Genomic DNA, 12958 nt, shown 5'->3' with positions numbered 1-12958 from the left:
CGGCTTACCCCGGTGCCCCGGTGGGGTCAGAAGACTCAGAAGGCCCGGCGGGTCCCGCCTCAGCTCGCCTGGCCGCCTTCTCCGCGGCCTCCTCGGCATCCATCCGGTTGGCCTCGGCCAGTGTCGGAGCCGAACCACCGAGCCGGTGCGGCACCCAGAACTCACCGGGCGGGTACGGCCCATAGGCGTCCTGCACCTCCGCCAGCAGATGCTGCATGCGGGAATGCAGCAGCGCCGTGAGCTCGGGTGCGGGCAGCGTCGGCTGGATCGGCTCGCCCACCGCGATCGTGATCGGCACCTTGGGCCGGTACAGCGTCTTCGGGTGCCCCTTGGTCCAGATGCGCTGCGCACCCCACACGATGTGCGGCACGATCGGCACGCCGGCCTCGATCGCCATCCGCGCCGCGCCGGACTTGAAGTCCTTGATCTCGAAGCTGCGGCTGATCGTCGCCTCGGGGTACACCCCGACCAGTTCACCGGCCTTGAGGTAGTCGACTGCCGCCTCGAACGAGGCCGCCCCGCTGCCCCGGTCCACCTCGATGTGGCGCAGGCTGCGCATGATCGGCCCGCCGAACTTGTTGTCGAAGACCTCCTTCTTTGCCATGAACCGCACCTTGCGGCCCCGCTTCTGCAGGTAGGCAGGTAGGCCGGCAAAGGTGAAGTCGAAGTAGCCGGTGTGGTTGATGGCCACCACCGCACCGCCGGTGACGGGGATGTTCTCCACCCCGGTCACGGTGAACTTCAGCCCCTGAAGACGCCAGGTCAGCCGAGCGAGTTGTATGACAGTCCCGTACACCGGTTCCACGTGGCCAGCCTAATCCCAGCCCCGATCAGCACGTCACCCAACTCGGGCTAGGCTGGGCGGGCATCAAAGCACTCCGTCGAAAGGCCGTTTGTGCAGGTCACCAGTGTCGGGCATGCCGGCTTCCTGATCGAGACCAAGTCCGGCAGCATTCTGTGCGACCCCTGGGTCAACCCCGCGTACTTCGCCTCGTGGTTCCCGTTCCCCGATAACACGCAGTTGGACTGGGCGGCTCTCGGAAATGTCGACTACCTTTACGTCTCACACCTGCACAAGGACCACTTCGACCCGGAGAACCTGCGCCGCCACGTCAACAAGGACGCCGTGGTGCTGCTGCCCGACTTCCCGGTGCCCGATCTGCAGCGTGAACTCGAGGCGCTGGGCTTCCACCGTTTCTTCGAGACCACCGATTCGGTGAAACACACCGTCAGCGGCCCCAAGGGCGATCTCGATGTGATGATCATCGCGCTGCGCGCACCGGCCGACGGCCCGATCGGCGACTCCGGCCTGGTCGTCGACGACGGTGAGACCGTCGCCTTCAACATGAACGACGCGCGCCCCGTAGATCTAGAGGTCCTGGATTCAGATTTCGGCCAGATCGACGTGCACATGCTGCAGTACTCCGGGGCCATCTGGTACCCGATGGTCTACGACATGCCGGCCCGGGCCAAGGAGGCCTTCGGCATCCAGAAGCGGCAGCGCCAGATGGACCGCTGCCGCCAGTACATCGCCCAGGTCGGCGCGACCTGGGTGATCCCGTCGGCCGGCCCCCCGTGCTTCCTGGACCCCGAACTGCGTGATCTCAACGACGACCACGGCGATCCGGCCAACATCTTCCCTGATCAGGTGGTGTTCCTGCACCAGATGCAGAGCCACGGCCACGACGGCGGGCTGCTGATGATCCCCGGCAGCACCGCCGATTTCACCGGCTCCCAACTCAATTCACTGGCCCACCCGGTCGAGGACCCCGAGACGATCTTCACCACCGGCAAGGCCGCCTACATCGAGGATTTCGCGCGGCGCATGGCTCCGGTGCTGGCCGCGGAGAAGGCCTCGTGGGCGCCTGCGGCGGGCGTAGCGCTGCTCCCCGGACTACGAGCGCTGTTCGAGCCGATCATGGGCCAGAGCGACCAGATCTGCGACGGCATCGGCTACCCGGTGGAATTGCAGCTGTCCGGCCCCGACCACAGCGAGACCGTGGTCCTGGACTTCCCGAAACGCCTTGTCCGCGAACCGATCGCAGATGAGAAGTTCCGCTACGGCTTCGCGATCCCGCCCGAGTTGGTGCGGACCGTGCTACGCGACAACGAACCGGACTGGGTGAACACCATCTTCCTGTCCACACGCTTCAAGGCGTGGCGCGTGGGCGGCTACAACGAATACCTGTACACGTTCTTCAAATGCCTCACTGATGAGCGCATCGCCTATGCCGACGGTTGGTTCGCCGAAGCCCACGACGACACCTCGTCGATCACCCTGGACGGCTGGGAGATCCAGCGCCGCTGCCCCCACCTGAAGGCTGATCTGTCGAAATTCGGTGTGGTGGAGGGCAACACCCTGACCTGCAACCTGCACGGCTGGCAGTGGAACCTGGAGAACGGCAAGTGCCTGACCACCAAGGGGCACGAGTTGAGGTGTGAGAAGGCATGAACGCACCCCGCCAGTACTACGACGACGGCCTGGTCCAGCTGGATCGCGAGGCGATCACGTTGCGCCGCTACCACTTCCCGTCGGGCACCTCAAAAGTGATCCCGTTGCGGTCGATTTCCGGCTATGAGGCCACCCCGCTGGGCCTGTGGATGCAGCGCTTCCGACTGTGGGGTAGCACCGACCTGCGTCGCTGGCTTCCGTTGGATGTGCACCGTCCGCTGCGCTCGACGCTGATCACCCTGGAGGTGCACGGAACCTACCCGAAGCCGGCGTTCACCCCCGCCCGCCCGGAGGAGTTCGTCGCCCGACTCGACGAGCTGCTCGGCGGCTAGCGCGCCGAGACCACCTGCCGCAGTTCGGAAGCCGCGCTGGAGGCGCTGTCGTACACACGCACGATGGCCTCGTCCCCGGGCTTGAGGTAGGTGGACTCACCCAGCGGCGTGTACCGGGTGGCACCGATGCCGATCAGCACGTTCTCGGGATGACCGCTGGCCACCATCAGCGCGCCGACGTCCTCCAGCGGCGTATCGGACGAGCCCTTCTGGTTGGCCAGCCGTTCGACGATCCAGTCCAGCAGCACCTCGCCGTAGTACGAATAGCCGACCAGGGGTGAATCCACCCCGTAAGCGTGCTGCTGACCGCCGTCCTCCCTCAGGTAGCAGACCAGCCGCATGCTGGCGGTCGGACCGTCCGGGGTGAGGTCACTGATCTCGAAGAATTGCGGTGCAACACCTTTGGAGGCCGGGCCCCAGTTCTTCTTGTAGCTGATCTTGGGTGCGCCCGGCCTGCGGATCGAGCAGTCGTTGAAGGCACCGAGGGCGAACGGTTCGAGCCGTACCACGGTGTCGCCGTTCCACACCACCCGGCAGGCCACGCCGACCTCGGGCTCGATCTGGAGGTTGAGCGGGCCGTCAACCGCGCCGGCCTCCGGCAGCACGAGGGCATCGCTGGACAGCGGGAACTCGCCCAGAAAATCGTCCCGACCGGGGGCGTACCACGGGAAGATACCTTTGGGCGCATAACCTTCGGTCACGACCTTGACGAAATCTCCGGCCTCACCGGCCTGTTCGAGGTGCCCCGCGAAGTTACCGGCCACGCCGAAGCCGAACCAGTTGCGCAATTCGGCAAGGTCGATGTCGATCATGGCTGCAACCCTACTGTGGCCGCGACAAGCCGGTGACAAGTCGCGCTTAAGTCGCCAGGACCAAGCTGTGCTCCGCGAGTGCCGATCCCGCCGGATCGGCCGAACCCGAGGAGTATCCCGTGCCGACAACCACTTCAACCACCAACGCCTCACCTCGTCGTGCGGGCGATCCCGCCCCGGACCTGCTGGGCATCACCTCGGCACACCGCGTGATGCTGGCCGACTTGCTCCGCCTGAGTGACCTGGCCGCCGCGGTGCGCGACCGGGATGTGATCTGCACACCCGGCCGGGCCCGGGCCATCTCCCGATACGTCGAGTTGTTGTGCGATTCCATCCACCATCACCACACCATCGAGGACGCGGTGCTGTGGCCGGTGATCCTGGCCGCCGCCGGCGACCATGTGGATCTGAGCGAGCTGATCGAGGACCACGCTGCGCTGGCCCCCCGGTTGGATCAGCTGCGGGCCCGCGCCGCGGCGTTCCGGCTGTCGATGGGTGACCGTCATATCGCCGGCCTGATGGCCGTCGAACTGACCGAACTGGCGGCCTGGGTGACCGAGCACATCAACGACGAGGAGATGGAGGTGTTCCCGCTGATCACCGAACACGTGTCGGTGGCCGACTGGGCGACGGTGGAGAAAGCCGCCCGGGCCGGCCGGATGTCGTTCGACGCTCCGCGCGTGGTGGCGGTGATGACCGACGACGAGCGAGCAGTGTCGGCACAGCACACCGGAATCGGACAGCGGGTCCTGCTGGCCGGGTTGACGCTGCTGCACCGGCGCCGGGAGCGGGCGGTGTTCGGTAGGCGCGGTGTCAGTCGATGAAGCGCTGCGCTTCGTCCGCCAGTCGGTCCCGCAACACCGCGGCGGCCTCCCGGTAATCACGCGCCTGGTCCGGCCGGCCCAGCACGTCGGCAGCGGCGGCCAGCGCCTCGTCGACCGGGCCCATCATCAGCCCGTCGACACCGAGCCCGGCGATACGCCCGGAATACGGATACAGGTCGGCCGCCCGCGCCTCGGCCTCCGCGACATCCCCGAGCGCCACGGCCGCGTTGACGCGCAGCACGGTGAACGGCAGCCAGAAGTACGCCCGCTCGATCGGCTGCCGATCCCGCCACAGTTCGCGGGCTTCGGCCTCGCGGCCCCGCGCGATCAGCGCGAGCACTGCGGCGTCGAGTGCGGCCACCGACACCTCCCGGTAGAAGAACACCAGCTCGTCGGCCAGGACGCCGAGGTCTCCGAGGCAGAACTCGCCAGTCACCCGGCCCACCATCGCCAGCTTGGCCCCATTGGCGGCCCCGTTCTCGACCATCCGCGCCGCCAGGTCGGTGTAGGCGCCCACCGCCTCGTCCAATCGCGCGGCCAGCAGATACATCCGGGCCCGGAACAATCCCAGCACCCCGAGAAGGTGGACGAGCTGCCCGGTTCCGGCCCGGGCCACCGCGATGTCGACGTGCCGTTTCGCGGTGGCCAGATCAGACCGGTGACCGGCCGCCAGCGACAGCATCCAGTGCGCCACCGCCTGATAGTCGGCCTGCTCGGTGGCCTCCGCGGTCTGCAGCAGTTCGGCGGCGGTTGCGTCCCGTTCGGCGTCGAGGTCCGGTCCCAGTGCGCAGTAGGCCCGCACATTGAGCGCGGTACACAGCAACCGGCCCGACGATGCCGGGTCCTCGGCGTAGGCGCGTCGCGCCAATTCGAGCAGTTCCGTACTGGCGGTCAGTGCCCCTTCCGGATCGGTGCCCTCCAACTCCACATACAGCGCCTTGAGCAGCCTGATCCGTTCGGCCACAGAGACGTTCACCGAACTGCCGTCCAGCAACCGGCGCAGCAGGCCGATCATCTGCGCATCGGATTCGTCGTACTCACGGTCCCGCCACACCAGCGGTGTGTCCCACGCCGTGAGCACCTGAACCAGCAGATCGTCCCGCGACGTCCCGGGCGGCAACTGCAGCGCAGCCTTCAACTCGATGCGCGCGGCGACGGCGTCTCCGGACTGGGCCAGTGCTGAGATCAGCCCGCACCGGGCGTCGATCTCGCGTTCCAGGTTCCCGGCACTGGACCGCAATCGGCGACTGGCCGCCAACTCCAGCATCTGCACGGCGGCACGCCATTGCCTGGCGGCTTCGGTGTAAGCACCCACCGAGTCCGCGTCGCGAGCCGCCACTGTCGCGAAATCCGCTGCGGCCAAGGCAGTTTCTGCCGTCGCCGACGCGACTGCATGGTGCGCAAGGGCGGCCGGGTCGACCGACCGACCGGGTGCGCTCAGCAGTTCCAACGCGGCGCCGTGCAACCGGGACCGCCGCAGCTTTGAGATGTCCTCGTAGAGGGTGTCGCGAACCAGCGAATGGGCGAACCTCAAACGGCCCGGCGCGGGCTCGTCGAGCAGACCGAGCAGGACGGCCGGTTCCAGCGCGTCGAGCAAATCCTCGGGGTCGTTGCGCCCCAGTTCTGCCAGCAGGTCGACGTCGATGTCACGGCCCAGCACGGCGGCTTGACGCAACGCGGTAACCGTCGGGCCGGGCAACCGGGCTACCCTGCGGCGCAATACATCTCGAACCCCAACCGGTACCGATGCCCACACCGCATCCGACCCCTCGGCGACCATCAGCCGGGCCAGTTCGCGGACGAACAAGGGGTTGCCGCCAGTCCGCTCACGCAGCAGCCGCAGCGCCTCGCCGCTGGCGGCAGTCAGTCCGCAGTCGGCCGCCAGTGCGGTCGTGGCCGCCGCGTCGAGACCGTCGAGGATGAGATGGGCCGCGGTGTGCACCGTCAGCGCCGCCCGGGCCACCTCGAGTTCGCCGCGGTCCTCCGACGGGCGATAGGTGCCGATGACCAACACCGGAAGATCCTTGATCCGGTCGGCGACCAGTCGCAGGAGCTCCAACGTCAGGCCGTCGGTGCGGTGCAGGTCGTCGAGGACGACGGCCAGCGGTTGACTGCCGGCGACCGCGCTCAATACGTCGGCCACCGCATGCCCCAACCAGAACGTCCCCGGCTCGACCGCGGCGACGTCGTGCAGCAGCGGCGCCAGCGCCTGCCTGCCGTCGTCGTCCACCGTGGCTCCGGCGTCCAGCAACTCGCGCAGCACCTCGGTCCACGCCCACCCCGCCGGCGCACCGTGGACCTCCGGGCAACGGCCGAGCACGGTGCGCCAGCCCGCGGCGCGCAAGCGCGCCGTCGCGGCAGCAGCCAGGGTGGACTTGCCAGATCCCGCTTCTCCGCCGATCCACAGCACCGCGCTGCCGCCGACCGATGCGACAGTGCTTGCCGCAAGGTCGATTTCGGCAAGTTCCTCGGCCCGGCCGTGGGCCGCCGTCGCGCCCCGGTCGCGGATGGCCAATTCAGCACCGTCGGGCCCGGCCACCTCCGGTATCACCGGCTGCAGCGGTCGGGACGGCTCCAGATGGTCAGCCTGACGCAGGATGTCGCGTTCGAGGTCGCGCAGCGCCCGGCCCGGCTCCAGACCAAGCTCGTCGACGAGATGATCCCGGGTGCGGCGCAACACCTCCAGCGCGTCGGTCTGGCGTCCGGTCCGATACAGCGCCGTCGCCAGTACCGCGGCGGCGCCCTCCCGGTCCGGACGCCCACCGACGTGTCGTTCCAGCGAGGCGATGGCGGTGCTGTACCGCCCCAGCTCCACCAGCGCCGCCGCCCGCGCTTCCACGGCAGCCAAACGTAATTCGGTCAGCCGGGCGACCTCCGGTGCCGCCCACAACACATCGCCCGCCCCGGCGAACGGATCTCCCGACCAGTCGGCCAGCGCCTCGTCGAGCAGAAACACGCGCCGCTGTGGATCCGATTCCTCGTACGCTGCAGTGACTTTCGCATCGAACCGCCAGGAATCGACGGCATCCACCGGTAGTCGCAGACAATATCCGGGTGCCGCACTGACCAGGATCCGCGCCGGGGCCCGACGCTGCCGCCCCGGCTCCAGCGCCCGACGCAGATGCGAGACGTAGACCTGCAGGGCCGACAGCGCCTTGGGCGGTGGCTCGCCCTCCCACAGATCGTCGATGAGTCGGTCGACCGACACCGTATGGCCATGTGCGGCAACCAGACGCGCCAGCAGGGCGCGCTGCAGCCGCGCACCCAGATCCACCGGATCGTCACCGATCCACGCCTGTACCGGGCCGAGCACCCTCACCCGTACCGGGTCATCCGCAGTCATGGCCGCGGGCGTTACTTACCGGGGTTCCAGCACCGGGGTGCCGACGAACGGCACCAGCGCTTCGGGAACCCGCACACTGCCGTCGGGTTGCTGATGGTTCTCGAGAATCGCGACCAGCCAGCGGGTCGTGGCCAGCGTGCCGTTGAGCGTGGCCGCGATCTGCGGCTTGCCGTTCTCGTCGCGATAGCGGGTGGACAACCGCCGCGCCTGGAACGTCGTGCAGTTGGAGGTGGAGGTGAGTTCCCGGTAGGTCTGCTGGGTGGGCACCCACGCCTCGCAGTCGTACTTGCGCGCCGCCGAGGAACCGAGATCGCCTGCGGCGACGTCGATCACCCGGTAGGGCACGTCGATCGCCGCCAGCATCTCGCGCTGCCAGCCGAGCAGCTTCTGGTGCTCGGACTCGGCGTCCTCGGGTTTGCAGTAGATGAACCCCTCGACCTTGTCGAACTGATGCACCCGAATGATGCCGCGGGTGTCCTTGCCGTAGCTGCCTGCCTCGCGCCGGAAGCACGACGACCAGCCCGCATACCGCTTCGGACCCGCGGACAGGTCCAGGATCTCGTCGGAGTGGTAGCCCGCCAGCGGCACTTCCGAGGTGCCGACCAGGTACAGGTCATCGGCTTCCAGTCGGTAGATCTCGTCGGCGTGCGTACCGAGGAATCCGGTGCCCGCCATGACTTCCGGGCGCACCAGCACCGGCGGGATCATCAGCGTGAATCCGTTTCGGACGGCCACCTGGGTGGCCAGCTGCAGCAGGCCCAGCTGCAGCAGGGCCCCGGCGCCGGTGAGGAAGTAGAAGCGCGAACCCGACACCTTGGCGCCGCGCTCCATGTCGATCAGCCCGAGCGCCTCGCCCAGCTCGAGGTGGTCCTTGGGGTCCTCGATCGCCGGCGGCGTCCCGACGGTGTCGAGCACCACGAAGTCGTCCTCGCCGCCGGCCGGCACACCGTCGATGATCACGTTGCCGATCGCCATGTGGGCAGCGACGAAGGCACTCTCGGCCTCGGTCTGGGCCGCCTCGGCGGACTTGACCTGTTCGGCCAGGTCCTTCGCCTGTTGCAGCAGCGCCGGACGTTCCTCGGGGGTCGCCTTGCCCACAAGCTTGCTGGCGGACTTCTGGTCGGCACGCAGGTTGTCGGCCGTCGAGATCGCGGCCCGCCGCGCCGTATCGGCCTGCAACAGGGCATCGACGCGCGCCGGGTCCTCTCCGCGGGCCCATTGCGACGCACGGACGGAGTCGGGATTCTCACGCAGCAGCTTGAGGTCGATCACGGGCGCAACCCTACTTTTTGAAGTGCGGCGACGTACATCTGAGGTGGTCGATCAGGTGGTGCCGACCGAGGACGACAGCCGTCGGGCACAACCTCGCAACTTTACAACTGCATCACTTGTCACAGAGCCTGACACGCCTGTCACAATGGAGGGCAATGTTGGAAGCACCCGAGCACCCCGAAGACCCCGAACACGGGGGCCTGCTCGCCGAGCCTCTGCCCGACGAACAACCCGGGCAGGAACGGTGGTGGCAGAGTCTGGCGGCCGCGTCGACGCGGCGCGCGCTGCTGCTGACCGCGCTCGGTGCGCTGCTCATTGCCGGCCTGATCACCGCCTTGCCCCGGAGCGAGGGATCCAGCTCCGCGCCGGGCGCGATCGCCCTCGGTCCCCGCGGCAACGACACCTTCAACCACGTCAAACGTGGCGACTGCCTGAACTGGCCCGGGCGCAACCCCGACGCCGCACGCATCGTGGACTGCAAGGACAACCATCGCTTCGAGGTCGCCCAGGCCGTCGACATGCGCACCTTCCCCGGCAGCGAGTACGGACCGGGCGCGCCGCCGCCGTCGGTGGAGCGCATCAAGCAGATCAGCCAGGAGCAGTGCACGCCCTCGGCCCGCGGCTACCTGGGCCCCAAGTACGACCCGAACGGTAAATACACCATCGGTCTGCTGTGGTCCGGTGAGAAGGCCTGGAAGCAGTCCGGTGAGCGACGCATGCTGTGCGGGCTGCAACTCCTCGGCCCAGGCGACAGCCAGTTGGAGTCGGCGGGCAAGGTGGCCGATGTCGACCAATCGAAGGTCTGGGCCGCGGGCACCTGCCTCGGTATCGACGCCGCCACCAACCAGCCCACCGATGTCCCGGTCGATTGCGCGGCGCCGCACGCCATGGAGGTCACCGGAGCGGTCAACCTCGCCGAGAAGTTCCCCGGCGGGCTGCCGTCGGAAGGCGATCAGGACAACTTCATCAAGGATGCGTGCACTGCGCAGACCGACGCCTACCTGGCCCCCGTCCAGTTGCGCACCACCACACTGGCGCTGAGCTACAGCACGATCTCACTGCCGAGCTGGTCGGCCGGCAGCCGCCAGGTGTCGTGCAGCATCGGTGCCACACTGGGCAACGGCGGCTGGTCGACGTTGGTCGACAGCGCCAAGGGACCGCTGATGATCAACGGTCAGCCCCCGGTCGCACCGCCCGACATCCCGGAGGAGCGGCTGAACATGCCGCCCATCCCGATGCCCGACGTCGACGAGTCCTCGTCGTCTGGTTCGTCCTCGTCCTCGTCGTCGGGATCCGGTTCGTCCGGATCGGGCTCCTCGAGTTCGTCGGGGTCCGGATCCTCCGGTTCCTCGGGGTCCTCCGGGTCCTCCGGGTCCTCGTCGAACGGTCAGCACCTGCCGCAGGCCTCGACCACCGAGGCGCCGGCTCCCGCGCAGTCCAATACCTTCAACCCGCCGCCGCCCGAGCAGGCCCCGGCCCCGGCGCCCGAGCAGGCTCCTGGTCCGGCTCCGGCCCCCGACGGCGCGGCGCCACCGGCCGGGCCGCCGCCGGGTGAGCCGGCCCCCATACCGCCGGCGCCGTAACCGTGCCGGTGCGGATGAGCTCGCAGCGTTTCGACGAGTTGGTATCCGATGCGCTCGACCTGATCCCCCCGCGGTTGGCGGCCGCGCTCGACAACGTCGTGATCCTGGTGGAGGACCGTGATCCCGACGAACCCGAGATCCTGGGCCTCTACCGGGGCATCGCGCTGACCGAGCGGGATTCCTGGTACGCCGGCTCATTGCCGGACACCATCACGATCTACCGCGGGGCCCTGCTGGATTTCTGCAACAGCGACGCCGAGGTGGTCGACGAGGTGGCGATCACCGTGATCCACGAGATCGCGCACCATTTCGGGATTGATGATGAGCGGCTGCACGAGCTTGGCTGGGGATGAGCCGCGCGGCAACCGGGTTTTGTCGGCCCGCAGTGCTATCAACGGGTTATGACCATCCAGTGCCGGGAGTGCGCAGCCGGTCTGGAGCATTGCCACGGCACCGTGATCCACCACGTCCGGTTCCGCACGGAATGCACCGACGACACCTGCACCACTCCGGAAGCCGCGCATACGTTCAGCCTCGATTGTGAGGCCGTGGGCTGCCCGTGTGCGCAGGACGGTGCGCTCTCGATCCAGCGGGCCGGTTAACCCATCGGGTCGGTCTCGGACTCCACCGCGTCGACGACCGGTGTGGCACCGGGCTCCGGGTAGAAGGGCGGTGCCGCCGCCGCCCATTGCACACAGCTCCAGCGCCCGTCGGTAATCGGCGCCAGTACCACCGATTCGGTGTTGGCCAGGTGATGGTCAAGGGCGAAACTGCCGTCGACGCCGCCCAGTACGGCACCCACCAGCCGGATCGCTGCGCCATGGCTCACCAGCACGATGTCGCTGTCGAAGTCGTGGTCGTCCAGGTAGCGGAGCCGCAGGTCGGTGAGCACCGGCACGTATCGGTCCAGTACCGCCTCGGCGCTTTCGCCACCGGGCATCGGCACGTCCAGTTCGCCCCGATGCCAGCGTTCGTAGATCCGGTTGAACTCTGCGACGGCGTCATCGTCGCTGCGGTCTTCGAGTTCACCGACCTGGACTTCGTGGATCCCTTCGAATTCGAATGGGACAAGGCCGGTTTCGACACCGATACCGGCGGCGGTCTGCGCCGCGCGCCGGGCCACCGAGTGCGCAAGGATCGACGGACGCTGGCGAAGTGTTCCGGCGAACCTCCGGGCCTGGTCGTGGCCGAGGTCGGTCAGCTCGGCGCCGGGAGGCAGGGTGTCCAGGCGCCGGGCGACGTTGCCGTGGGACTGCCCGTGCCGGACGAGGACCAGCCGACCGCTCATGAGTCGTCCGTTCCCACGCGCAAGCCCGCCAACCACCGTGAGGCCTCATCGAGGCGGGGCGGTGGTGCACCCGCGCTCGATCCGGTCGGCCAGGAACCTAGATATCGCACATCGGTACAACGTCGATATAGCGCTTTGAGTGCCTCGGCCACCGGATCGTCGTCGATGTGGCCGACACAGTCCAGGAAGAACATGTAGGTGCCCAGCTCGGTTCGGGTGGGCCGGGATTCGATCCGGGTGAGGTCGATGTCGCGGATCGAGAATTCGGTCATCGCCGCGACCAGGGCGCCCGGGGTGTTGTCCAGCCGCAGCACCACCGAGGTGCGATCGGCGCCGGTGGCTGCCGGCGGTGCGCCGGCCGGCCCGGCCAGGACGAAGCGGGTGCGGGCGTTGGCCTCGTCGACCACGTCGGCGGCAAGGATGTCCAAGCCGCAACGCTCGGCGGCCAGTCGCGTGCTCACCCCGGCATCGGCGCGGCCCTCGGCCACCTCGTGGGCGGCGGCGGCATTGGACGTGGCCGGGACGATGTCCGCGTCAGGCAGGTTGGCGGCCAGCCACTGGCGCACCTGCGCTAGTGCGACCGGGAAAGCGGCGACGGTCCGCACGGGCCCGGTGTGTCCGGGCCGGGTCACGATGGTGAAGGCGACATCGAGGGTCAGTTCGGCATAGATCTGTAGTGGCTTCCCGACGGCCAGGCTGTCCAGCGTCGGCAGCACCGATCCCTCGATCGAATTCTCGATCGGCACGCACGCGTAATCGGCCCGGCCGTCGCGCACGGCGGTCAACGCGCCCGGGGTGCTGTCGGTCAGAACCGGGGTGAACCGAGCGTGGCCGTCGCCGGGCGCCGAAGACAGTCCGGGCACCAACTCATGGGCCACCATCTGCAGTAACGCCACTTCGGTAAAGGTTCCCTCGGGCCCGAGGTAGGCGATGCGCGGCACATACCAACACTATCGGGTCGGTGGCGGCGCCATCGGACGTCTTGCCCACCGGATACCTTCCAGTTAAGTTAGGCTTACCTCACTTAATCAGCTCCCCTAGTTTCGAAGGCG

At 68.2% G+C, this 12958-nt stretch carries 12 protein-coding genes; 6 read left to right on the top strand and 6 right to left on the bottom strand.

Annotated features, from left to right (window positions below):
* Positions 1-4 precede the first annotated feature (4 nt).
* Entirely contained in the window at positions 5-805 is an 801-nt protein-coding gene (locus G6N44_RS19035) for a lysophospholipid acyltransferase family protein (RefSeq protein WP_163666562.1), read from the bottom strand.
* A gap of 90 nt (positions 806-895) precedes the next feature.
* Here G6N44_RS19035 and G6N44_RS19030 point away from each other — a divergent pair, with 90 nt between their 5' ends.
* The gene (locus G6N44_RS19030; RefSeq protein ID WP_163666560.1) at positions 896-2452 is read left to right on the top strand and encodes a Rieske 2Fe-2S domain-containing protein; all 1557 of its coding nucleotides are present in this window, start codon (positions 896-898) and stop codon (positions 2450-2452) included.
* Entirely contained in the window at positions 2449-2784 is a 336-nt protein-coding gene (locus G6N44_RS19025; RefSeq protein ID WP_163666558.1) for a hypothetical protein, read from the top strand. The genes G6N44_RS19030 and G6N44_RS19025 overlap by 4 nt, the downstream gene beginning before the upstream one ends.
* Here G6N44_RS19025 and G6N44_RS19020 read toward each other — a convergent pair.
* The gene (locus G6N44_RS19020) at positions 2781-3596 is read right to left on the bottom strand and encodes a DUF5718 family protein (protein WP_163666556.1); all 816 of its coding nucleotides are present in this window, start codon (positions 3594-3596) and stop codon (positions 2781-2783) included. The genes G6N44_RS19025 and G6N44_RS19020 overlap by 4 nt on opposite strands.
* A 119-nt stretch (positions 3597-3715) precedes the next feature.
* On the opposite strand from G6N44_RS19020, the gene G6N44_RS19015 reads away from it, so the two are divergent.
* Complete coding sequence (locus G6N44_RS19015; RefSeq protein WP_163666554.1) at positions 3716-4420, top strand: hemerythrin domain-containing protein; 705 nt, start codon at positions 3716-3718, stop codon at positions 4418-4420.
* Here G6N44_RS19015 and G6N44_RS19010 read toward each other — a convergent pair.
* Positions 4410-7763, bottom strand: coding sequence for an ATP-binding protein (locus tag G6N44_RS19010; RefSeq protein ID WP_163666552.1), 3354 nt, complete (start codon positions 7761-7763; stop codon positions 4410-4412). The genes G6N44_RS19015 and G6N44_RS19010 overlap by 11 nt on opposite strands.
* A 15-nt stretch (positions 7764-7778) precedes the next feature.
* On the bottom strand, positions 7779-9035 hold the full coding sequence (gene serS, locus G6N44_RS19005; RefSeq protein WP_163666550.1) for a serine--tRNA ligase: 1257 nt from the start codon (positions 9033-9035) through the stop codon (positions 7779-7781).
* 155 nt (positions 9036-9190) lie between these two features.
* Between serS and G6N44_RS19000 the strand changes: the two genes are divergently transcribed.
* The 3 genes from G6N44_RS19000 to G6N44_RS18990 are packed head-to-tail and all read left to right on the top strand — an operon-like array spanning position 9191 to position 11220.
* Positions 9191-10618: a septum formation family protein gene (locus G6N44_RS19000; protein ID WP_163666548.1), complete on the top strand. Its 1428-nt coding sequence runs from the start codon at positions 9191-9193 to the stop codon at positions 10616-10618.
* Between the two features lie 2 nt (positions 10619-10620).
* Positions 10621-10971, top strand: coding sequence for a metallopeptidase family protein (locus tag G6N44_RS18995; protein ID WP_163666546.1), 351 nt, complete (start codon positions 10621-10623; stop codon positions 10969-10971).
* Positions 10972-11019: 48 nt separating this feature from the next.
* Complete coding sequence (locus G6N44_RS18990; protein WP_163666545.1) at positions 11020-11220, top strand: hypothetical protein; 201 nt, start codon at positions 11020-11022, stop codon at positions 11218-11220.
* On the opposite strand, the gene G6N44_RS18985 is transcribed toward G6N44_RS18990, so the two are convergent.
* The gene (locus tag G6N44_RS18985; protein WP_163666543.1) at positions 11217-11906 is read right to left on the bottom strand and encodes a histidine phosphatase family protein; all 690 of its coding nucleotides are present in this window, start codon (positions 11904-11906) and stop codon (positions 11217-11219) included. The two genes, G6N44_RS18990 and G6N44_RS18985, sit on opposite strands and share 4 nt — an antisense overlap.
* On the bottom strand, positions 11903-12847 hold the full coding sequence (pheA, locus tag G6N44_RS18980) for a prephenate dehydratase (protein WP_163666540.1): 945 nt from the start codon (positions 12845-12847) through the stop codon (positions 11903-11905). Before pheA ends, G6N44_RS18985 begins: the two co-directional genes overlap by 4 nt.
* Positions 12848-12958: the final 111 nt, after the last annotated feature.

Origin of the sequence: Mycolicibacterium alvei (assembly GCF_010727325.1) — a bacterium.
Taxonomy (GTDB): Bacteria; Actinomycetota; Actinomycetes; order Mycobacteriales; family Mycobacteriaceae; genus Mycobacterium; species Mycobacterium alvei.
Note: the sequence above shows the minus strand (reverse complement) of the source record. Positions and strands in the feature narration are given on the sequence as shown.